This window comes from Mycobacterium sp., from assembly GCF_040509115.1.
Taxonomy (GTDB): domain Bacteria; phylum Actinomycetota; class Actinomycetes; order Mycobacteriales; family Mycobacteriaceae; genus Mycobacterium.
Genome location: NZ_JBEVLO010000213.1, coordinates 1 through 22,464, shown reverse-complemented (window position 1 = coordinate 22,464; position 22,464 = coordinate 1). Strand labels below are relative to the sequence as shown.

General features: G+C 67.2%; 18 protein-coding genes and 1 pseudogene. 4 read left to right on the top strand and 15 right to left on the bottom strand.

Features of this window, described 5'->3' with window-relative positions:
* The 5 genes from ABW137_RS14980 to ABW137_RS14960 all read right to left on the bottom strand — a co-directional run.
* The coding region (locus ABW137_RS14980) for an SDR family NAD(P)-dependent oxidoreductase (protein WP_526401241.1) at window positions 1-701 on the bottom strand (701 nt) is incomplete at its 3' end.
* The gene (locus ABW137_RS14975) at window positions 698-3,004 is read right to left on the bottom strand and encodes a hydantoinase B/oxoprolinase family protein (RefSeq protein WP_526401239.1); all 2,307 of its coding nucleotides are present in this window, start codon (window positions 3,002-3,004) and stop codon (window positions 698-700) included. The genes ABW137_RS14980 and ABW137_RS14975, both read right to left, overlap by 4 nt.
* Before the next feature lie 10 nt (window positions 3,005-3,014).
* The gene (locus ABW137_RS14970; RefSeq protein WP_526401237.1) at window positions 3,015-5,117 is read right to left on the bottom strand and encodes a hydantoinase/oxoprolinase family protein; all 2,103 of its coding nucleotides are present in this window, start codon (window positions 5,115-5,117) and stop codon (window positions 3,015-3,017) included.
* A 125-nt stretch (window positions 5,118-5,242) separates the two neighbouring features.
* Entirely contained in the window at window positions 5,243-6,256 is a 1,014-nt protein-coding gene (locus tag ABW137_RS14965) for a zinc-dependent alcohol dehydrogenase (RefSeq protein ID WP_526401235.1), read from the bottom strand.
* A gap of 47 nt (window positions 6,257-6,303) precedes the next feature.
* Window positions 6,304-7,326: an NADP-dependent oxidoreductase gene (locus tag ABW137_RS14960; RefSeq protein WP_526401233.1), complete on the bottom strand. Its 1,023-nt coding sequence runs from the start codon at window positions 7,324-7,326 to the stop codon at window positions 6,304-6,306.
* Window positions 7,327-7,494: 168 nt separating this feature from the next.
* Between ABW137_RS14960 and ABW137_RS14955 the strand changes: the two genes are divergently transcribed.
* Both ABW137_RS14955 and ABW137_RS14950 read left to right on the top strand, forming a co-directional pair.
* Window positions 7,495-8,358 (top strand): helix-turn-helix domain-containing protein, encoded by an 864-nt coding sequence (locus ABW137_RS14955; protein ID WP_526401231.1) that lies wholly within the window; start codon window positions 7,495-7,497, stop codon window positions 8,356-8,358.
* A gap of 144 nt (window positions 8,359-8,502) precedes the next feature.
* Window positions 8,503-10,167 carry a (2,3-dihydroxybenzoyl)adenylate synthase gene (locus ABW137_RS14950; RefSeq protein WP_526401230.1) on the top strand — a complete coding sequence of 555 codons (1,665 nt, stop codon included), beginning with the start codon at window positions 8,503-8,505 and terminating at the stop codon, window positions 10,165-10,167.
* A gap of 100 nt (window positions 10,168-10,267) precedes the next feature.
* Here ABW137_RS14950 and ABW137_RS14945 read toward each other — a convergent pair whose 3' ends face one another.
* Both ABW137_RS14945 and pruA read right to left on the bottom strand, forming a co-directional pair.
* Window positions 10,268-11,263, bottom strand: a complete 996-nt coding sequence (locus ABW137_RS14945; RefSeq protein WP_526401228.1) for a proline dehydrogenase family protein — start codon at window positions 11,261-11,263, stop codon at window positions 10,268-10,270.
* Window position 11,264: 1 nt separating this feature from the next.
* On the bottom strand, window positions 11,265-12,905 hold the full coding sequence (pruA, locus tag ABW137_RS14940; protein ID WP_526401226.1) for an L-glutamate gamma-semialdehyde dehydrogenase: 1,641 nt from the start codon (window positions 12,903-12,905) through the stop codon (window positions 11,265-11,267).
* A gap of 83 nt (window positions 12,906-12,988) precedes the next feature.
* Between pruA and ABW137_RS14935 the strand changes: the two genes are divergently transcribed.
* Together ABW137_RS14935 and ABW137_RS14930 are read left to right on the top strand one after the other, a co-directional pair.
* Window positions 12,989-14,578, top strand: coding sequence for a PucR family transcriptional regulator (locus ABW137_RS14935; protein WP_526401224.1), 1,590 nt, complete (start codon window positions 12,989-12,991; stop codon window positions 14,576-14,578).
* A gap of 168 nt (window positions 14,579-14,746) precedes the next feature.
* On the top strand, window positions 14,747-15,646 hold the full coding sequence (locus ABW137_RS14930) for a type IV toxin-antitoxin system AbiEi family antitoxin (protein ID WP_526401222.1): 900 nt from the start codon (window positions 14,747-14,749) through the stop codon (window positions 15,644-15,646).
* 29 nt (window positions 15,647-15,675) lie between these two features.
* Here ABW137_RS14930 and dapC read toward each other — a convergent pair whose 3' ends face one another.
* From dapC to cofH, 8 genes and pseudogenes are all read right to left on the bottom strand, one after another.
* Complete coding sequence (gene dapC / locus ABW137_RS14925) at window positions 15,676-16,761, bottom strand: succinyldiaminopimelate transaminase (RefSeq protein WP_526401243.1); 1,086 nt, start codon at window positions 16,759-16,761, stop codon at window positions 15,676-15,678.
* A gap of 15 nt (window positions 16,762-16,776) precedes the next feature.
* Window positions 16,777-17,100 carry a ferredoxin gene (gene fdxA / locus ABW137_RS14920; protein WP_526401220.1) on the bottom strand — a complete coding sequence of 108 codons (324 nt, stop codon included), beginning with the start codon at window positions 17,098-17,100 and terminating at the stop codon, window positions 16,777-16,779.
* Window positions 17,101-17,419: 319 nt separating this feature from the next.
* Window positions 17,420-18,079, bottom strand: a complete 660-nt coding sequence (locus ABW137_RS14915) for a class I SAM-dependent methyltransferase (protein ID WP_526401218.1) — start codon at window positions 18,077-18,079, stop codon at window positions 17,420-17,422.
* Between the two features lie 80 nt (window positions 18,080-18,159).
* Window positions 18,160-19,203, bottom strand: a complete 1,044-nt coding sequence (locus ABW137_RS14910) for an alpha/beta fold hydrolase (RefSeq protein ID WP_526401216.1) — start codon at window positions 19,201-19,203, stop codon at window positions 18,160-18,162.
* A gap of 115 nt (window positions 19,204-19,318) precedes the next feature.
* Window positions 19,319-19,867, bottom strand: coding sequence for a YceI family protein (locus ABW137_RS14905; RefSeq protein ID WP_526401214.1), 549 nt, complete (start codon window positions 19,865-19,867; stop codon window positions 19,319-19,321).
* A gap of 107 nt (window positions 19,868-19,974) precedes the next feature.
* Window positions 19,975-21,144 carry a DmpA family aminopeptidase gene (locus tag ABW137_RS14900; protein ID WP_526401212.1) on the bottom strand — a complete coding sequence of 390 codons (1,170 nt, stop codon included), beginning with the start codon at window positions 21,142-21,144 and terminating at the stop codon, window positions 19,975-19,977.
* A gap of 46 nt (window positions 21,145-21,190) precedes the next feature.
* The gene (locus tag ABW137_RS14895) at window positions 21,191-21,652 is read right to left on the bottom strand and encodes a DUF2231 domain-containing protein (RefSeq protein WP_526401210.1); all 462 of its coding nucleotides are present in this window, start codon (window positions 21,650-21,652) and stop codon (window positions 21,191-21,193) included.
* A 97-nt stretch (window positions 21,653-21,749) separates the two neighbouring features.
* Window positions 21,750-22,464 (bottom strand): annotated as a pseudogene (cofH, locus tag ABW137_RS14890) (5-amino-6-(D-ribitylamino)uracil--L-tyrosine 4-hydroxyphenyl transferase CofH); the annotation flags it as partial.

The following is a 22,464-nucleotide window of genomic DNA, read 5'->3' as shown; positions in this document are numbered from 1 at the left end:
ACGAGGACCTGTCCGGTCAGCGCTTCCGCGCCGTCAGACGCGAGAAATGCCACGGCGTGTGCTGTGTCCTCAGGAGTCAGAGGTCGTTTCATGACCTGTTGAGCGACCACAGCATCGATCTGACCGGAATCGTTGACACTTCTCGATCCAGGCGTATCGGTTAGCCCCGGCGCCACTGCGGTGACGGCGATGCGCTGGGGACTCAAAGTAACTGCGAGGGTGCGCATTACGCCAAGAATCGCGCCCTTGCTCGCGACGTAGGGCAGGAAGGGCGCGTCCGGCGGCGACCACAGCGTGTCCGAGGCGATGAAGACGATGCGGCCGAATCCGCGCCGGGCCATGCCAGGGCTGAACGCCTTCGACAGCAGCAGGGGCGCTTCGACGTTGACCGCCTGCACGCGCCGCCACCTTGCGAGGTCGAGATCGCCGAGCGCCATGGATTCGAAGTGCGCCGCGCAATGGACCAGAACGTCGCACCGCCCGTAGCGGTCCAACACCTCGGCCGCGGCGTCGTTGGTCGACGACTCCGACTCGAGATCGCACACCACATCTCCTCCTCGGCGGTCGAGGACGACCGTGCGATGCTCCGCGCCCCGAAGCGCAGCCACGATGGCGGACCCGATCGCACCCGCGCCTCCCGTGACCACCGCGACCCGCTGCCCTGCGTCGCCTGGTGTCGCGCCGGGCGCCCCGGTGGTCACGCAGACCGGCCGGCCAGCAGCGATGCCAATTCGATCGCATGGTCAGGATGGTCAGCAGGCACCACAGCCGAGTACACCGCGGTCCAGCACCCCGGGCAGCACAGCTGCCGGAAGACGATGGGCGCGTCGACATAGTTCTCCGGCGCCGACGTGATCTGCGGACCCGCTGTGCTGGAAGGACCTTCGTACATCGCGAGGTCCAAGGTCGTGGCTTCGCCGGCGGCCAATTGTCGCCCACAGTTCGAGCACGCCACGCGCCTCGCATTGTCGACTTCAACCTCCACGAGACCGTCGTTGAGCCTGCGAGCCCCCACGAGGTCGAGGATCGGGGCATCCGCAGTATCGGACGAACGAGCTTCCCGCTCGCGCCTGGCGTGCACACGGAGCGCGGCCGTACCTGACACGTCGATGTTCGATGCGTCGTCGAGCGCGACGCCGTACTGTTCGGCCGCCCCGGCGGTGGTGATTCTGCCCTCGCGGTGATCTCGCGCGACGGATGCGGGATCGCGCTTCAGCGGGTCGCCGTACCCGCCGCCACCTTGCCACTGCAGGAAGAACACGTCATCGACACCCATGCCGGTGTTCTCGTAGCACTGCAGAAGTTGGCGCGCCGCGCCGAGTTCCTCGAGGCTTGTCGGGATGGTTCCTGCTGCGAATGCCTTCGCCACCTCTGCGTTGCGCGCGATGAGGCTGCGCGCGCTGTTGCCCGGGTAACCGCCTGAGAGCCCGTTGTTCTGCGAGACCGCCTTCCCCGACGTCGCCTGCAGAACGCCGAAGGGAAACAAGGAACCGTGCGAGATCATGGCCAACGAGCCGCTGACACCGCCGCGATGTCGACCGGGACCGCCGGTGTCGGGTTCTTCGCGACGCCACAATGCAAGCACCGGGTAGAGGAATTCGGTCATTTCGACATCGGGAATCCTGCCCATGGGGATGCACGCGAGGCCGCCGGAGTCCAGCCCGTCGGCATCGGGGCGGCCGCCATAACCGCCTGCCATTACCTCCATGACGACGTTGATGAAGGGTGCCGGTTGGTCGTGGCGGGTGTCGAGCCCGGCCAGCAGGGCGGCGTCGTGCGTTCCGCAGCAGGTCGCTTGAACGTTCTCCCCCAATGTGAGGGACTGGTCGAGCATTTGCGAAAGACATTCGGCAACCAAGGATCCGGTCATCCACGCGGGGCCGATCGGTCCCCGAGCGACTGCCGCGGGGAAGGTCGCATTGTTCAGGGTGCCCGGTTCAGAGATCAGGTCGAAGCAGCGCATGAGGCCGCCCGCGGACCACGGGATGTCGGCTGCGAGGATCGGCAGTAGTGCCAGCATCACGCCACCGCGCATCCCCGCGTAGGTGCAGTTGATGACTCCTGTCTGCGGATCCGTGCCGCGGAAGTCGAAGGTCAAGTGTCCGTTGCGATTTGTCATCGCGACGGTGATCTTGTGCAAACCGCGGTCCCGGGCGCCGGACTGATCCTGGTAGCCAGTGGCGTGCCACGTTCCCTCGGGCAACGAAGTGAGCTTGGTGCGGAGCCGACTCTCGGCGTCGATCATCATCCGCTTCATGACGGCCTTGACGGTGTCGGCGCCGTACTGCCGCACAACGGCCAATAGCCGTTCACGGCCGACGTTGCTGGCTCCGATCTTGGCGCGCAGGTCAAGTCCGATGAGCATCGGCACACGCGAGCGCCGCACCCAGAGATCGGCGATGTCGTCTTGCAGTTCGAAGCCGCGGACGACTCGGACCGGTGGAGTGGGGACCGACTCGGAGAACACGTCTTGCGCCTCGATCGAGAAGGATCCGAGGCCGACGCCGCCGAGATCCGGCTCGTGACAGACCGCACTGGTCCACCCGAACAGCTGACCGTCGGCGAAGATCGGCTGAAAGACGATGACGTCGTTCTGGTGCAGCCCACCCCCGACCCACGGGTCGTTGCACAGGAACATGTCGCCCTCGCGCACCTCCCGATTCTTCAGTGTCCAGTAGATCGCGAGGTCCACAGCACCCACCAGCATGGTGTTGTAGAGCCCCACTTGGACTTCCTGCCCGAGTTCGTCGCTGATAGCAAAGTCGAAGTCATTCGCGTCGACGACGATGGGAGATCCGGACATGCGTTTGAGCGCCTCCCCCATCTCGTCGGTGACGGACCAGAGCCGGTGCCTGACCACTTCATAGGTGAGGGGATCCAGGTTGTCGACCTGCTCCTGCGAGACATTGTGCACCGCAAGCGATTCGGGCAGCTCGCGCCGGAACTGTTCGGGATCGATGGGGCGGCTTTCGAACAGTTCGGAGCCGGGAACGGGAACGGTCATGGGTGATCTCCTAGTTCGGCGTGATCGCCAGGTTGCCGAGTCTGTCGATGGTGCCGGTCGTACCGGCGGGCACGACCACGGTGGTCGTCGGAAGTTCGATGACGGCGGGCCCGGTGAGGACGTGACCGCTCAGCAGACCCCGGTAGTCGTAGACGTCGGTGTCGACGTATCCCACCGTGCCGTCGAGGCAGATCGGGCGACTTCGAACACGGGCTCCCCCCGGGTCGGTGGAGTCGGCGGACTTGATCTCCGGCAGCGCCGCCGAGAACGGCAGCACGCCCGTGGCCCGCACCCGATAGGTGATCGCTTGAATGCCTGCGGCACTGAAACCCGACCCCGCGCCGTACAGGGCTGCGTAGCGCTGCTCGAACGTCTCAGTGGCCCGACCAAGGACTGCCGGGTTGATGTCGTGGCTTCCGACGGGTGTCGTCACCTCGGCGAGTTGCGCGGCGTAACGCATGTCGAGTTCGCGTTCGACGTCGATGGACGCGAAATCCAGGCCCTGTCGGCGGAGGCCATCGAGCACCTGGGCCTCCAGCCGCGCGAAGTTCGCGGCTGCGCGGTCCGGGTCCAGTGGGACGCTCGACGGATCGGACAGCTCGGCCGCCAGCACGACATCGGAGGACGCCAACCCGTATGCAGAGAACGCCGAGGCCACCTGACCAAGTGGTATCACCACCGTGCCGACGCCCACCTCCGCTGCATATCTGGCCGCATGGGCAGGCCCTGCGCCGCCGAAGGCGTAGAGCACGAACTCGCGCGGATCGTGACCGGCTTCGACGACCGTCTTGCGCAGCAGGTCGCCGGTCTGCGAATTCTGCACGGCGTAGATGGCGGCTGCCGCTTCCTCGACGGTCAGGCCAAGGGGGTCGGCGATCTTGGTGCGGATCGCCGTCCGCGCCGCTGCCATGGACAGCGCCTTGCGACCACCGATCAGGCCACGATCGCTCAGGATGCCGAGCACCAGGTTGGCGTCGGTGTTGGTCGGCTCCAAGCCGCCCTGGTCGTAGCACGCCGGCCCGGGTACTGCACCAGCGCTGTGCGGGCCGACCTGAAGATTGCCGCCGGCGTCCAGCCAGGCCACCGCTCCACCACCGGACCCGATGGCGTGGACTTCCAACGTGGGCACGTTGATCGGATGGTGATTGATGATCGTGTTGCTCGCCCGCACCGGTTCACCGTCGACGATGAGCCCGACGAGGAAGGTGGTGCCACCGACATCGGTGGCGATGACGTTGGAGTGTCCGAGTTGCTGAGCCAGGGATACCGCGCCCACCACACCACCCGTGAGCACCGAGCCGACCGTGCTGATGGCAGTCCCCGGCGCCTCCGCGGCGGCCACTGCGCCCCCATTGCTCTGCATGACGAGCAACGGTCCCGCGAGACCGTTCTCCCGCAGGGTGGACTTCAGCGACCCCAGATACGCGCGGAGGCCGGGGCCGATCTGGGAACTCATGATGGTCGTGGCACTTCGGGCGAATTCCCTTATGCGCGGGCTCACTTCACTGGACAGCGCGACGAACATGTCAGGCGCTATCTCGTGGACGAGCTCACGCAGTCGCTGCTCGTGCACCGGGTTGCGGAACGACCACAGCAGCGACACCGCGATCGCTTCGACGCCGGCATCCAACAACGCCCGGATGGTGGCCCTGGCCCCTGCCTCATCCAGCGCCACGACCACCCGACCGTCGCGGTCGATCCGCTCGGTGACCTCGACGGCAAGCTTTTTCGGGAGAAGCGCGTGGGCCTTGTTCTGCCGCATCACGTCCTGCAACTCCTCGGGCGAGCGCCCGAGATAGCGGCCCTCGACGTTCATGATGAAGATCGAGTCCCGGTGCCCGAGCGTCGTCAGAAATCCCACCTTGGGGACGTTTCCCGTGACCAACGCGTTCAGCGATGACGTGGTCCCATGTGCCAGATGGTGAACGTCGGCCAGCATCCCCTCGATCGATTCCCCACGCTCCTGCGACAGGGCCCGCAGTACGTCGAACACCCCGACGGAGTAGTCGGGCGGCGTCGATGGAACTTTGGCCGCGACCACACCGCCTGCGTCGTCGATGAGGACCGCGTCAGTGAAGGTGCCGCCGACGTCGACCCCGATTACAAGTGACATGCTCTGCCGCCTTCTATAGTGCGTCGTGCCTCCACGACGCCGAAATTCGTCGTTACCATTGATGATCAAACGCAAGTGTCAAGTGGCCGAGCACGCCGCCGCGGACGTTCGCGACGGCCGTTCCGTCAGCCCCGGGGTGAGATGAGGACCTTCATGGTCGACGCGTCGAGCAGCGAGTCGAACGCGTTCCGGTACTCCTCCAGCGGCGCCACCACCGAGGTCAGGTCGTCGACGTCGATGCATCCCCCGGCGAGCAGCGAAATCGCGTCGTCGAACTCGCGGGTGTAAACGAACGACCCGCGCACCTGCAGCTCCTTCAGCAGCACCGGGCCGGAGTCCAGGACGTTGCCCTCCCCCGCCCCGACGACCACGAAGACACCACCCGGCGCCAGCACCTCGAGACCCAGCGCCGACGCGGCCCCGCTGCCGGAGGCCTCGACCACGACGTGAGCGTGGAGGTCTCCGATCAGGTCAGCCGCCTCAGCGGGGGTGACGATCTCATCGGCGCCCGACGCCACCCCGAAAGCCCGCCGTTCGGGCGATGGCTCGACCAGCACCAGTCGCCCTGCGCCGCGACTGCGTGCGATTCGCACGGCGAGCTGGCCGATGGGTCCCCCACCCGTGACGACGACGGTTCTGTCCTCCAGTTCACCGGCGAGGTTGATGGCGTGCAGCGCGGTAGCGGTCGGCTCCACCCACGCCGAAGCAATTCGTGTCATCGAATCGGGCACCGGCCGCAAGGTGCCCGGGAACGCCGCCATCTGCGCCGCCAGCCCGCCGTCCAACTGCAGGCCTAGGGCAGTCTCCATGGTGGCTTGTCGACAGAAGTTCGGACGTCCGGCGCGACACTGCGCACAGGTGTCATCGACGTTCCCGTTGGGGTTGATCGCGACCCGCTGTCCGAGCGTCCAGCCTTCGACCTCATCACCCACCCAGCTGATCGTGCCTGCCGCCTCGTGCCCCATCACGACACCGCCCACATAAACCTGGGGCAGGCCCGGTGCGTGAAGATCACTGCCACAGATCCCGCAGAGATCGACGTCCACGATCACTTGATCAGCCCGTCGAGTCGGCACCGGGTGATCGGCGAGGGTGATCTGGCGGTCCTCCGTAAGGAGAACTGCGGGCATGTTCGGCATTTACGAGTCCTTCCTAGATTGGCTGGCGGCGGCTACGGGTCGGTGCGCTAGGCGATCTTGGCGATCACCTTTCCGAGCGCGCGGCCCTCGAAGATCTTGATGAAGGCGCTCGGAATGGCCTCAAAACCGTCGACGATGTCCTCGGTGTACTTGACTCGACCGTCAGCCACCCACGGCCCGACTTCGGCGATGAACTTGGGAAAGCTGCCCAAGTAATCCGGCAGGGCGAAACCCCGAATGGTGAGAGTCTGATACAGCACCGCCCGCAGAAGATCCGGCACGCGATCGGGCCCGGCTGGTGGCACCGTCGCGGTGATCTGCGACATGATGCCGCTGACCACGATCTGCGCGTTGAGGTTGAGGTGGGGCAGCAGGGCCTCCAACATGAATGCGCCGACGTTCTCGAAGACCGTGTCGATGCCGCCGGGGACGGCGCGCGCAAGCTGCTCGGCGAAATCCGTTGCCTTGTAGTCGACTGCGGCGTCCACGCCGAGGACGTCGAGCAGGTAGCGCGACTTCTCCTGCCCACCGGCGACACCTACCACTCGATGTCCGCGGAGCCTTCCGATCTGCACCGCGGCTGAGCCCACTGCCCCGGCGGCGGCGGTGACGACGAGCGTGCCGCCCGGCTTCGGGTCGACGATCTCGGTCAAGCCGACCCACGCGGTCAAACCCGTATGGCCAAGCACGCCAAGTGAAACCGACGGAGGCGCCTGCTCGGGATCGATCTTTCGAAGATCCCAACCGCCGGATACCGCGTACTCCTGCCACCCCGACAGCATGCTGACGACGTGGTCGCCAACGGCGAAGTCGGCATTCTTGCTCTCCTCGACGACCGCCACGGTGGCGCCGGTCATCGTCTGGCCGATGTCTATGGCGACGGCGTCGCTATTCGCGTTGCCCATCATGATCCGGTTGTAGGGGTCCAACGAGATGAACAGGTTGCGAATGAGGATCTCGCCATCACCTGGCACCGGAACCTCCCGTTCGACGACCCTTAGATCGCTTTCGGTGGGATTCCCGACCGGACGTGCAGCAAGCACGATCTGCCGATTGATGGGCGCGCTCATGGTCGGATTCCTTTGCAGTGCGGGAACCGGGGTTCCCTATCGTGGTGACGTCGATTCTCGGGTCGTCACCGATGCTGCTCGCGGGCAGCGACGCCAACCAGTGCCCCCGTGAGACGGGGGGATGACAGGGCCCCCTCACACACCCGCGCAACCGAATACGCTGCACGTATGTCTGACAAGGCCAACCCGCTCGGCGACTACCTTCGCGCCCGCCGCGGACTCGTCACCCCGGAGCAAGCCGGCATTCCGGACCTCGGTGGGCGACGCGTCTCCGGCCTTCGTCGGGAGGAGGTCGCGATGCTCGCCGGCATCAGTGCCGACTACTACCTTCGCCTCGAGCGTGGGCGCGACCGGAACCCGTCGCGCGAAGTCCTGGAATCCGTTGCGCGCGTGCTCCAACTCGACGACGAGGGTGTCGCGTACCTGCTGGGCTTGGCAGCCGACAATCCCAGGCGCAGAAAACGACGGCGCTCCCCCAAGGAGTCCGTACCGGCAGGCATCGTCAAGCTGCTGGCCACGCTCACGCAGCCCGCTTTCGTCGAAGACCGTTACTTTGACGTGCTCGCCGCCAACGAACTGGCCTCCGCTCTCGACACTCATATCGCGGTAGGTCGCAATCAGCTCCGCGACTTGTTCCAAGACCCGTACGCGCCGACGCTCTACCCGGATTGGGACGAGGCGACTGCGTGCCTGATCGCCAGCTTCCGCCAGGCGGCCATCGCCGATGTCGACGATCCCCGTTTCATTGAGCTCGTGGGCGAGCTCAGCCTTTCCAGCGCCCGCTTCCGCTACCTGTGGAACCGTCACGACGTCGCCGGACAGCGGGGGTCCTACTTTCATTTGGATCACCCGCAGGTGGGCGGCCTTCGGTTGAACCGCGAGAGGCTCGCCATCGCCGGGACCGAAGGCATGATGCTCGTCGTTTATCACCCCGACGCCGATTCCGCCGACGCCGACAAACTGGCGCTTCTCGCCTCGTCAGCCCTGCCCCCCGCTGGTCACCGTGGCACCCGTGCCGAGTCCGAACGCTAGGTCGTCCCCTGCCCCGAGATGGACCATCGGCACCGCCTGTCCGAGTAGGGGTTTCAATGTCTTCGACCATGAAGTCCAATGATCAACGTGTCAATCGACACCCTCACTCGACGCCTGCCGTCACCAGCGCAAAGGAATAGCTGAATGCAGCAATCGGCCGAATCGCGCGTCGTGCCTCATCCACGAGACAGGGTCGCGCACTTCCTCGAGAAGGGGTTGTGGAGCCAGACTCCCACGGCGGAGCGCTTCCACTCGATCGCGGGCCGCTTCGGTAGCCGAACGGCCGTCATCGATCCTCGTGACTCGATCACCTACCGGCAGCTCGATCGCCGCAGCGACCAAGTCGCACTGTCCATGCTGTCGAGCGGTATCCGCCCAGGCGATCCGATTCTCTTTCAGGTCGGCAACAGCGTGGCTGCTGTCGTGGCGTGGTACGGCGTACTCAAGGCAGGCGCGCTGCCGGTCGCCACTCTTGCCGGTCATCGCGGACACGAGATCAGTCACATAGCCGAGCTGGTGGGGGCAGTCGGCCACATCGTCGACGACTCCCAGCCGCAGCGCTTCGACATGGTCGACTTCGCTCGGGAGCAGGCGCGTATCAGCGGCACACTGACTCACCTGTTCACCGTCGGCGGCGATGCGTCCCTGACGCGTACCGGAGTCAGCCGAATCGAGGAGCTCGGGTCATCCATCGAACCGGACGCCGGCCGCCTGCCAATCGAGGCCGTGCAGTCCGACATCGGTCCGCAAGACGTGGCCGTGTACCAGCTTTCGGGTGGGACCACCGGCGTTCCCAAGGTGATTCCCCGACTCCACGGCGAGTACTGGAACAACGGCCGCGCCTGGGCGCAGGCGCTCGGACGCAATGAGCACAGCGTCACCTGCCATGCCGGTCCGTTCATCCACAACGCTGGCATCACCTGCGGTCTGCACGGAACGCACTCGGTCGGTGGATGTTTGGTCTTGCCGCCCCCGGACAAGACCGTGGCGCTTCAGATGATGAGCGAGCACCATGTGAACGACACGATCTTCGGTCACGGCATGTTCAGCTGGATAATGTCCGAGGAATATCCTCCCGCTGCCGAGCACCTCCGTACCGTCATCCTGTCCGGCGCCAAAGTGCCAAACGAGGTCTTCACCCGCGTCGAACGATTCGGGGCCTGGGTGGGACAATCGTTCGGAATGGGCGAAGGCCTATTCACTCTCACGCCGCTCACCTCCCCGAGGGACCTTCGCGCAAGGACCGTCGGCACGCCCCTGACCGCAGACGACGAGATCCGTATCCTAGATCCCAACGGGGAGAACGAAGTTCCCGACGGCGTCGTCGGAGAGCTAGCCTGCCGCGGCTGGTACACGATCCCCGGATACCTTGCCTCTGCCGAGCACAACGCGGTGGCCTTCACCGCGGACGGTTTCTACCGCACAGGAGACCGCGGTCGGATCGAGGTCCACGACGAACAGAGATACCTGTCGATCGAGGGACGGATCAAGGATCTCATCAACCGTGGGGGCGAAAAGATCAATGCCGAGGAGCTCGAGATTCTGCTACGCCAACACGCATCGGTCGACGATGTCGCGGTCGTGGCAATGCCCGACGCCACACTGGGCGAACGCGTGTGCGCTTATCTCGTCATCGTCGGCCACGCACCGACGATCCCCGATGTCCAAGACCACCTCGAGGCCCTCGGTGTTGCGAAGTACAAGTGGCCGGAGCGGATCGAGATCATCGATGCGCTCCCCCGCACCCAGGTCGGCAAGATCGACAAGAAGGCCCTGCGGTCTGACATCACGGAGAAGCTCTCGACCTAGGCTTGCGTGCACTCGCCTGCTCGGCGGTGTCTCGGCTGTGTGGACGCAAGCGCACCTCTGGGGGAGGCGGTCAGCCTAGGCCCGAACCTGCGATAGTTGCTCAGCGACGCCGCTCGGCCAGTGCCCGCAGGAAGAACGTCAGGTTGGCGGGACGCTCGGCGAGCCGCCGGACGAAGTAGCCGTACCACTGCGTGCCGAACGGCACGTAGACCCGGACGTGGTTGCCGCCGTTGGCTAGGCGACGCTGCTCGGAGTCGCGGATGCCAAACAGCATCTGATACTCGAAGTCGTCGACACCCCTGGCGAATTCGCGAGCCAAGGCGGGCACGGCGTCGATGATCGCCGGGTCGTGTGAGGCGACCATCGGGTAGCCCTCGCCGCCCATCAGCACGCGAAGGCACCGCAAATAGGAGTCCGTGACCTCGTCTGCATCGCGGTAGGCCACCGATGCGGGCTCGTCGTAGGCGCCCTTGCACAATCGGATGCGCGCGCCTGTCGACGAGCGCTCGAGCGACGAGCCGACCGGACCGCCCGCGAACTCCTCGCAGTCGCCCTCGGTCCGCTTGAGGTACGCCTGCAGGACGGTGCCCAGCCACGGGAAGTCCTGGCGCAGTTCGCGGACGATCGACAGGGTCGAGTCGGTGGTGGTGTGGTCCTCGGCGTCGACGGTCACCCACGCGCCGACGTCCCTGGCCGTCGTGCAGATGGCGTGGGCGTTCTCCAGCGCGATCTTCTCCCCGTCGCGAGGCAGCGCCTGCCCAAGCGCGGACAGCTTGAGCGACACCTCCAGCGGTCGGGGGTCAGAGGCCGTCTCGCCGCGTTGGCCAAGGGCATCGAGCAGACCGACGTAGGCGCGCACCGTCGTCTCCGCGGCCTCGGCGTCGGTGACGTCCTCACCGAGATGGTCGATGGACACCAGTCGGCCCGAATCACGCAGTTCCGCAACCGAAGCCAACGCATCGTCGACGGTCTCGCCCGGCACGAAGCGGTGCACCACCCGCCTGGTGACGGGCATCCGCTCCGCCGTGCGACGCAGCCCGTCGGACCTGGCGGCGGCGAGGATGGCAGGCCGTGCGACCTTCTGGAAGACGCTCATGTCAGCTCTCCATGTGGGGGTAGGCGTGATCGGTCGGCGGGACGAACGTCTCCTTGATGGATCGGGCCGAGGTCCACCGCAGGAGGTTCAGCGCGGAACCCGCCTTGTCGTTGGTGCCCGACGCGCGTGCCCCGCCGAACGGCTGCTGGCCGACCACCGCGCCGGTGGGCTTGTCATTGACGTAGAAGTTGCCGGCAGCGTTGCGCAACCGGGTCTGGGCGTCCAGCACGGCCGCCCTGTCGTCGGCGATCACGGCGCCGGTGAGCGCGTACTTGGAGCCGGCGTCGACGACGCCGAGGACGTCGTCCCAACGGTCGTCGTCGTAGACGTGGACCGCGAGGATGGGTCCGAAGTATTCGGTCGAGAATGCCTCGTCGGTGGGATCGTCGGACAGCAACACCGTGGGCCGGACGAAGTAGCCCTCACTGTCGTCGTATTCGCCGCCGACCGCGACCGTGACCCCGGGCGCGCCCTTCGCCCGCTCGATGGCCTTGACGTTCTTGGTGAAGGACCGCTCGTCGATCAGTGCGCCGCCGTAGTTGGAGAGGTCGGTGACGTCTCCGTAGGCGAGTTGTTCGGTGGCGCCGAGGAAGTCGTCGCCCATCTGCTGCCACACCGACCGCGGTATGAATGCCCGCGATGCGGCCGAGCACTTCTGCCCCTGGTAGTCGAAGGCACCGCGAATGAGGGCGGTGCGCAAGACATCTGGACGCGCCGAGCTGTGGGCGACCACGAAGTCCTTGCCGCCGGTCTCGCCGACCAGCCTCGGGTAGGTGTCGTAGCGGTCGATGTGGGTGCCGACCTCGCGCCACAGGTGTTGGAAGGTCGCGGTCGAGCCGGTGAAGTGGATACCCGCCAACCGCGGATCGCCGAGCACGACGTCCGACACGGCGTAGCCGTCGCCGGCGACCAAGTTGATCACACCGGGCGGGAGGCCGGCGGCCTCCAGCAGCTGCATCGTCAGGTACGCCGAGAAGGTCTGCGTGACGGACGGTTTCCATACGACGGTGTTGCCCATCAAGGCAGGCGCCGACGGTAGGTTGCCTGCGATGGCCGTGAAGTTGAACGGCGTGATCGCGTAGACGAAGCCTTCGAGCGGTCGGTAGTCGGTGCGGTTCCACACGCCGCGGGAGCTGATCGGCTGCTGCGCGACGAGTTCCCTGGCGAATCCGACGTTGAAGCGCCAGAAGTCGACGAGCTCACAGGCCGCGTCGATCTCGGCCTGGTACACGGTCTTGGACTGGCCGAGCATGGTCGCGGCGGCGAGCTTCTCGCGCCACGGTCCGGCGAGCAGGTCGGCGGCTCGCAGGAATATCGCGGCCCGCTCATCGAACGGCATGGCCGCCCACGCGTCCTTGGCGGCAATGGCGGCGTCGACCGCGCCGGTGGCCTCGGCGTGGCCCGCGTTGGTCAGCGTGCCGAGGACGGCGCTGTGGCGGTGCGGCTGAACGACGTCGATGCGCTCGCCGTCGCCCATGACGTGCTTCCCGCCGATGACGTGGGGCAGGTCGATCTGCTCGGCGGCCAGCGTGGTCAGCGCCTTCTGGATGCGGTCGCGTTCGGGGCTTCCCGGTGCGTATTCGTGCACCGGCTCGTTGGTGGGAGCTGGGACGTCGGTGACGGCGGAGACGGATGCGCTCATGTGTTTAGGGTCTCCCGCGCGAGCCTGTCAGCCGTTGGCCGATCGGACAAGGTTGCGATGATCTGCAGGTAGGATCCGACAATGTGACGACCGTCGGCGTCGGGCTGGGTCAGCTGCTGTTGGCACTGGACGCGACCATGGTGACCCTGGTCGACGCCCCCCGTGGCCTGGACCTGCCCGTGGCTTCCGCCGCCCTCATCGACGCAGACGACGTCCGGCTCGGCCTCGCGGTCGGCGCCGAGTCGGCCGACGTGTTCTTCATTCTCGGGGTCGGCGACGACGACGTGCTCGCCTGGTTGGTCCAGCAGACGAAGCACCGCGCACCCGCCGCGATCTTCGTCAAGGAGCCGTCGGACGCCGTGGTGGCCCGCGCGGTCGCCGCGGGCACGGCCGTGGTCGCCGTGGAGCCGCGGGCCCGCTGGGAGCGGCTGTACCGGCTGGTGGATCACGTCTTCGAGCACCACGGCGACCGCGCGGATCCGCTGTACGACTCGAGCACCGACCTCTTCGGATTGGCGCAGTCGATCGCCGACCGCACACACGGGATGGTGAGCATCGAAGACGCCCAGTCCCACGTGCTGGCCTACTCGGCGTCCAACGACGAGGCCGACGACCTGCGGCGGCTGTCGATCCTGGGCCGTGCAGGCCCACCGGAGCACCTGGAGTGGATCGGTCGCGCAGGCATCTTCAATGCCCTGCGGGCCACCGGTGACGTCGTCAGCGTCGACGCCCGACCCGAACTGGGACTGCGCCCCCGCCGGGCCGTCGGCATCCACCACGTGGCGGCCGACCGGCGCCACGGACCGGTGTTTGCAGGCACCATCTGGCTGCAGGCAGGCACCCGACCGTTGGCCGACGACACCGACGACGTGCTGCGCGGGGCTGGTGTGCTGGCCGCCAGGATCATGTCGCGACTGGCGGCGGCACCATCGATGCACTCGGTGCGCGTACAGCAGCTGCTCGGCCTGCGCGATGGCGGGCTCGACGAGACTCAGGTCGCCGGCGTGGCAATCGAACTCGGCATCGCCGTCGACGGCCGGGTCGCCGTGATCGGCTTCGACGGCGCACGGGGCGCGCCCGGCCGGTTGGCCGACGTCCTGGCGCTGAGCGCCAGCGCGTTCCGACGCGACGCGCAGGTGGCGGCGGGCCGGTCACGCGTGTACGTGCTGTTCCCGCACACCGGCAAGGTCGCGTCGGTGACGTCGTGGATTCGCGGCACGATCGGCGCCCTGCACACCGAACTCGGACTGGACCTACGGGCCGTGATCGCCAGTCCCCCAGCCGGATTGGCGGGTGTGGCGGCTGCCCGCGCCGAGGTCGACCGCGTCCTCGACAGCGCCGAACGCCACCCCGGCGCCATCGGGCAGGTGACCTCGCTCGCCGAGGCGCGTACCACGGTGGTGCTCGACGAGATCGTCACGATGATCAGCGCCGACGAGCGGCTCGTCGATCCACGCGTGCGGGAACTGCGCGAGAGGGATCCGGCGCTCGTCGACACCCTGCGTGCCTACCTCGATGCATTCGGTGACGTCGGACTGGCCGCCGAGTGGCTTCACGTGCACCCCAATACCGTTCGCTACCGGGTGCGCCGCATCGAGGAGGCACTGGACATCACGCTGGCCGATCCCGATGTGCGGCTGTTGCTTTCACTGAGCCTGCGCGTGCCGACGTAGCCGTCGAATGTGCAGTTGATCCACGCCTCGATGCCATCAGGCGTAGACGAAGTCCACATTCGGCGGGTTGTGCGCCGGGTTGTGCACAGTGCCGCGGCCATCCACGAGAGGGCCAGTACGGGCCCCGCGGCGAACGCGATGACGAGCGATCGGTGTTTTCGTGATCGCATGCGCCCACTACTGGAACCGTTCCTCGGCACCGAGGCCATCGCCCGCGGCGAGTTCACCAAACGGACGTTGTACAGCCGCAATCAGCTGATCTACCGCAACGTCTATCTGCCGCGGGGCGTGGAGCTCACCGCAGAGCGTCGCGCGGTTGCCGCGTGGCTATGGTCCGGCCGCCGAGCCACGGTCGCGGGGTTGTCCGCCGCCGCGCTGCACGGCTCGCTGTGGATCAACGGCGGCGAACCGGCCGAGCTGACCAGGACTGAGGGCAGCGCCAACGACATCGTCGTCCATCGCGAGGTGTTGCGCGACGACGAGGTGACGACCGTCGAGGGAATACCCGTCACGACCCCTGCCCGCACGCTGTACGACCTCGGACGCCGAAAGGGTCTGGAGAAGGCCGTGATCCGCGTCGATGCGTTGGCCAACTCGTGTGGAGTGCCCGCGGGGACGGTGCGCCCACTGGTTGAATCACACCGCGGGGCAAGAGGACTGGCGCAACTCAGGACGGTGCTCGAGCTGATGGACGGTGGCGCCGAGTCACCGCAGGAGACCCGGACCCGCTTGGCACTCGTCCGCGCCGGGTTTCGCCGACCACAGACGCAGATTCCGGTACGCGATGCGGCGGGATATCCGTTCGCCCGCATCGACATGGGTTGGGAGGAGCACCGCGTCGGCGTCGAGTACGACGGCGAGCAACACTGGACCGATCCGGCGCGATTCGCCCACGACATCGACCGGCACGCGAAGCTCACCGCGCTCGATTGGCGGATCATCCGCGTCAGCGCCAACCTCTTGCGCTACCGACGCGCGGTGATCATCGAGCGGGTGTTCGCCGCGCTCGACGCGGCAGGCTGCCCGTGGCTTGCGGAGTGTGCAGTTGATCCACGCCAGGTCGCGTGAACGCGTGGAGCGAGTCCACGTTCGGCGACTCAGCCGAGTCTGTGCACCGCGGCGTCGATCCGCTCGTCGGTGGCGGTCAGCGCGATCCTGACGTGCCGCGCGCCCCGCGGGCCGTAGAACTCGCCGGGTGCCGTCAGGATTCCGCGCTGCGCCAGCCACGCCACGGTGTCGCGACACGGCTCGTCGCGGGTGGCCCACAGGTAGAGGCCCGCCTCGGAGTGGTCGACGGTGAAGCCGGCCTTGACGACGGCGGGCAGCAGGACGTCGCGGCGGCGGGCGTAGCGGTCCCGCTGCGCCTTCTCGTGCTCGTCGTCGTCGAGGGCGGCGACCATTGCGGACTGGATCGGCGTCGGAACGATCATGCCCGCATGCTTGCGGACCGCGAGCAGTTCGGCGACGACAGCCGGATCGCCCGCGACGAAGCCTGCGCGGTAGCCGGCCAGCGACGAGGTCTTGGACAGCGAGTGGATGGCCAGCAGGCCGGTGTGATCACCGCCGGACACCGAGGGGTGCAACACCGAGACGGGCGTGGCGTCCCACCCGAGGCCCAGGTAGCACTCGTCTGACGCGACCAGCGCGCCGCGGTCGCGCGCCCACTGCACGACCTTGCGGAGGTGGTCGGTGCCGAGCACGGCGCCCGTGGGATTACTGGGCGAGTTGACGAACACCAGTTTGGGACTCCGCGGGCCGAGCTGCGTCAGCGAATCAGCGGCGATGACCTCCGCACCGGCCAGTCGGGCGCCCACGTCGTAGGTGGGGTACGCCAGCTCGGGCACGACGACGAGGTCGCCGCGACCCAGGCCGAGCAGCGTCGGCAACCAGGCGATGAGTTCCTTGGTGCCGATCACGGGCAGCACGGCGTCGTCGGCGACGTCGGTGATGCCGTACCGACGGTGCAGCGCCTCGATCGCGGAGGCGCGCAGGGCGGGCGTTCCCGCGGTGGCGGGATAGCCGGGTGAGGAGCTAGCCGCGGACAGCGCGTCACGAATCAGCGGCGCGACCTCGTCGACCGGCGTGCCTACCGAGAGGTCGACAATGCCGTCGGGGTGGGCGCGCGCCGCGGCAGTGACGTCGGCGAGCGTGTCCCAGGGAAAGACCGGCAACGATGCCGACAGTGGCCCGGCCGTCGGTCAGTCCTCACTCTGCGGGGGCATGTCCTTGATGGCCTGCGGGTCGTTTGCGGTCTCCCCGACCTTCGACGCGCCGCCGGGTGAGCCCAGTTCCGCGAAGAAGTCCGCGTTGTGCTGCGTGTACCCGCTCCACTGATCGGGGACGTCGTCCTCGTAGTAGATGGCCTCGACGGGGCAGACCGGCTCGCAGGCACCGCAGTCGACGCACTCGTCGGGGTGGATGTACAGCATGCGTGCGCCCTCGTAGATGCAGTCGACGGGGCATTCCTCGATGCACGCCTTGTCCTTGACGTCGACGCAGGGCTCGGCGATGGTGTACGTCACTGATGTATCTCCTGTCCAGTGGGCTGCTGGTCGGGTTTTGGCTCGTTGGGACTCCCGAGATACCTCCGAAGTCTGAGCAAGTATGCGTTGCCCATACCTGGACGCCAGTCTCAGTGTGTCCTAACTTCGCACGCCGCCCGTGAGGGGCGGCGCGTAGTTACTGATACTAGACGTTGCACATACAAGTCGCCTAGCCACCTCTTGAGCGTTTCCGAGCGTTGACCGCTCCATCGGCTACTTCTGGGCGGCCACCCACGGCAGCTCCGCCGCACGTTGCCGAGGATGGAGGACGGTGCGCCCGGCTCCGGCCGTCGCCCCTCTAGCGGGCCTGCGTCGCCCGCCCGACGGCGAGCGGCTTGACGATGACCGGCATGGCGCGCCACGACACCTCGTCGGCCGAGACGGCGAACCCGCACGCACGCATCAGATCTACGGTCGGTCGGTTGCAGCGACAGCCGCCCGCGAAGCGACGCCACGGCCGGAGCAGTCGGTCCTGCCACGCCGCGAGCACCGGCGAGCCGGCGCGCACGTGTTCGATGAACAGCAACTGCCCATCCGGACGGAGCACGCGTGCGATCTCGGCAAGAGTGCGCTCGGGATCGTCGACGGTGCACAGGACCAACGTCGAGACGACGGTGTCCACCGAGGCGTCGGCCAGTTGCAGGCGCTCGGCCGACGAGTCGACGATCCGCGCCGCGCGCCCATTGCGCCGCACACGGTCGGTGAGCCGTCGCCGCATCCCTGCCTCTGGCTCGGTCAGCACGAGCTCGGCGATCCCGCCGGGATAGTGCGCCACGTTCAATCCAGTGCCCGCGCCGATCTCGACGACGCGCCCGCGGGCGTTGCTCAGGAGTGCCCCTCGCCGGCGACGCATGCCCGCGATCTCGCCCAGCCAGAGGAACGGGTCGTACGCCACGGCGAAGATCCGCAGCCACACCCGGGAAACTGGGCGTGCCCGCCGCACGTCGGTGTCGGTCATGCCGCCAAATTACGAGCGGCGGCTGCCGCCCCGCATCACCCGAATTGACCATCTCTCCCGAATGGCCCGTAGCGGCCAGCTCAGAGCCACCCCAGCCGCGCGGCCTCGGCGACCGCGGCCGTGCGCGAGGTTCGCCCCAACTTGTGCCGGATGTTCGCGACGTGGCGATGTACGGTGTGCGAACTCAACACCAGCTGCTCGGCGATCTCGCGATCACTCAAACCTCTTGCGACACAAGCGAGAATCTCACGCTCTCGAGCGGTCAGCAGCATGCCGGTGGACGCGACCGCGCCCTGCGGCGAGGGCCGCTGCGGGGCGAGCACCTGGCGGCAGGCGCGGACGACGGACTCGATGTCTCCGTGCCACGGGAAGTGGGCGCTGCCCTGCAGCGGGACGAACGTCGCTCCGGGAATCGCGGCCGCGACCTCACGTCCCAGCCGGTAGGGCACCGCGCGATCGTCGCGACGGTGCAGGACGACCGTCGGCTGGTGGACGAGGGGAAGCTGCCCGCGTACGTCGAGGCGATAGACGAGGCTCAACAACGCGGCGGCGGTCTCGGCCGACGCCGCTTCCCGCTGTAGCCGGGCGAATCGGTCGTGCTCGGCTGCGTCGGCCCCACCGAGGAACATGTCGCTGAGCAGGCGAGAGCCGAGGCCCCAGTGCGCGCGCACCGCCGCGAGGATGGCATCCCCCACGCCGGGAGGGGTAAGCGCCGCGCCCTCGGCGTACGACCCGTAGAGCAACAAGCGCTCAACCCGCTGCGGATACGCGGCGGCGAAGGCGATTGCCGTACAACTGCCGCTCGACCCGCCGACGAGCGAAACGCGCTCCAGCCGGAGTTCGTCGAGGAGCGCACCCAATGCGGCGACTTCGGCGTCGATGGTGAGATCCGACTCTTGCACCGTGCGATCCGACATGCCAACGCCGAGCCGGTCGTAACGGATCAGTGTGAAGCCGTCGGCAACGCCGTCCCAAAAGTTTCTGAAACCCGCGGTCTGCCAATCGAGTTCGAGGTGACTCACCCACCACGCCGGGGCAACGAGCGGCGGGCCGTCCCCGCGTATCTCATACGCCAGGCGGCGGCCGCCGAACGGCAAGAACCGGATCTCAGACTTCGCCAGCATCGCCGCCAGCCTACGACGTACCACGCGGTGGGCGAGCAGACGCGGACTCGACGCGTTCGCGCCGTCGTCAACGCGTTCGCGCCGGAACCCGTCCGCGTCTGCTCGCGCAGAAGCGCTAGGCCTGCTTGAGCGCCTCGATGTCGAGGACGATCGTGACCTTCTCACCAATGGCCACTCCGCCGGTCTCCAGCGGCATGTCGATGTCGACGCCGAAGTCCTTGCGGTTCAGCACGACCGACGCCTCGAAGCCTGCGACCTCGCCGTGGCCCATGCCCGGGTTGACGCCATTGAACTCCAGCTTGAGCTCGACTGGCTTGGTGATGCCCTTGAGGGTGAAGTCACCACTGAGCACGTAGTCGTCGCCGTCGGCCTTCACGCCGGTCGAGACGAACGTCGCGGTGGGGTACTGCGCGACGTCGAAGAAATCGGCGGCCTTGACGTGCTCGTCACGCCCCTCGTTGCCGGTGTCGATGGAGTCGACGGCGATTTCGGCGGTGACCGACGGCGTGCCGTCCTCCGCGACCACGATCGCACCACTGAAGGTCCCGAACGTGCCGCGCACCTTGCTGACCATCAGGTGGCGTACCGAAAAGTTGATCGACGAGTGCACGGGATCGATGGCCCAGGTCCCGGCGGTGAGGTCGCTGGCAACTGCTGCGGTCATAAGACGTCTCCTTGGCTTGGGGCCGGACTTCCCGGCACCTCTCCAGCATAAACGGACCATGGTCCGAATTTGTTCCGGACCACGGTCCGATTTTAACCCGGTCGACCTTACGCCGGTCCGATTCCCAGCAGAGTGGCCACCGCTTCAAGGGGCAGCCGGGGAGAGCGGTGCCCATCGCGGCCGACCATCTCCTCGTTCACCACCAACGCGTTGAGGACCGCCTCCTCGACCGATTGGACGACGGCGGTGAAGAACGCGTCCATCCGCCCCCAGGGGATGAAACTCAGCGTGCCGAACTCGTCGTCGGCGGGCGCACCCACCGGAAATCCGCTGCGCAATCCCTCGGCGTTGGCAGTCGAGAACGCCAGGAAGATGTCCCCGGAGAAGTGACTTCCCGTGGTTCCCGTCCGGGCCAGGCCGAGCGGCACCCGGCGGGCCAGGGCCTTGCACTGGCCCGGCAGAAGCGGCGCGTCGGTCGCGACGACGACGATCACCGAGCCTGCGCCGGGTGGCCGCCGCACGCCCGCGTCCTCCGCGAGTGACTCCGCGCCCAGCGGATTGTCGTCGCTCAGCGCAGGACCGACGTGTCGACCCGCCACGGTCAACTCGCCTCGCGAGCCGAAGTTCGCCTGCACGAAGGCAGCGACGGTGAAGGCGCGCGAGCCGTAGCCAACCACGCGCGACGCGGTGCCGTTGCCCCCTTTGAACTCATAGCAATTCATCCCCGTGCCGCCGCCGACCGAGCCCTCGGCCACGGGGCCCGCCGTCGCGGCGTTCAGCGCGGCTTCCGCGTGTTCGGGCCGCACGTGGGCGCCGTTGATGTCGTTGAGGTCGCCGTCCCACGTCTCGGCGCAGACCGGCAGCAGCCACTGGCCGGCCAACTCGGGCTTGACCCGGTTCACCCAACTCACGACGCCGGTGTGGCAGGCGCCGACCGCGTGCGTGTTCGACAACACGATCGGCAGATTGAACGCGCCGGATTCTTCGATCCACGTGGTGCCGGTCATCTCGCCGTTGCCGTTGAGCGAGTGCCACCCCGCGGCGCACGGGTGTCCGACGCCTGCACGGCCGCGGGGCAGGATCGCGGTGACGCCGGTCCTGACCGGCCCTTCCCCGACCCGGAGCGGGCCGTCACCTTCGATGAGCGTCACTTCGCCGACCTCGACGCCGGACACGTCGGTGAGCGCGTTGAGCGGACCCGGTTCGCCGGGCAATGGAATCCCGAGGCCACGGGCCCGCGGTCGTCCGTCGGTGGTGTACGTCTGGGGAGAGGTCACACCCCTGATTAGCACGCCCGCTGCGAGATGGCCGCCCGGCGCCCCGTCACTGTCGGACGCCCCAGACCGCCTGCGCCCCTGAATCCCCGATCCGCACCACGCCGACGACCGTCGACACCCCGACCACGACGGCGAGCACCGCGACGACGGCAGCCAGTGCCCGCTTGGGCTCCGACGTGCGCGATTCCCGCCAATGCTGCACCGCCTGGGCGATCGCCACGACGAGCAGACCGACGGCGAAGTAGATCATCCATTCGCCGCGTTCCTCGTGCGTTTCGAGGATCTCCGGATGCTGAGACGCTTGGTCGTACAACCACTCACCGGCGCTCGTCGTCAATGGCGTCAGCACCAACACCCCGACGGCGAACGCCAACACCAACCACACCAGCCGACGTCTGGCGGCAGGCCACAGCGCACAGAGGATCTCGAGCGCGGCAGTCAACGGAGCAAGCACGACGACGGCGTGCACTAGCAGGGCATGGGCGGGCAATCCGAAGATGGTGGTCACGACGCTCCTGGGCTGGGGATGCGACAGTCATTCGGTATACGTGCCCAGGTTGGCATTTGGTTCAACGCGCCGCAGGGTTTCCGACGCGCCAGGTGCGTCAGGCGGCCATCGGCGCATAGGTGGTGGTGCGTTGACGTGCGGGTCGACCGATGCCCTCGGCGATCGCGACGAGTTCCTCGACGGACTTGGCCGAGCCGTTCTCCGAGCCGGCCATCCGGGAGATGGTCTCTTCCATCAGGGTCCCGCCCAGGTCGTTAGCGCCGCCTTGCAGCATCACCCGGGTCCGGTCGGTACCCAGTTTGACCCAGCTGGTCTGAATATTGTCGATACGCCCGTGCAGCATGATCCGCGCCAACGCGTGCACCGCCCGGTTATCGCGATGCGTCGGCCCCGGCCGCGCCCCACCGGCCAAATACAACGGCGAGGACTGATGCACGAACGGCAACGGCACAAACTCGGTGAACCCCCCGGTGCGGTCCTGAATCCCCCGCAACACATTGAGATGACCCACCCAATGCTTCGGGGTGTCGACATGGCCGTACATCATCGTCGAAGAGGACCGCAACCCCACCTCATGAGCCGTGGTGATCACCTCGACCCACGCCGACGTCGGCAACTTGCCCTTAGTCAACACCCACCGCACCTCATCATCAAGAATCTCCGCCGCCGTACCCGGAATGGACCCCAACCCGGCCTCGCGCAACTCGGTAAGCCACTGCCTGATCGAGGTGCCGCTTTTGGTGACCCCGTTAGAAATCTCCATCGGCGAAAACGCATGCACATGCATCCCGGCACCCGGGCTTTGACCGCCC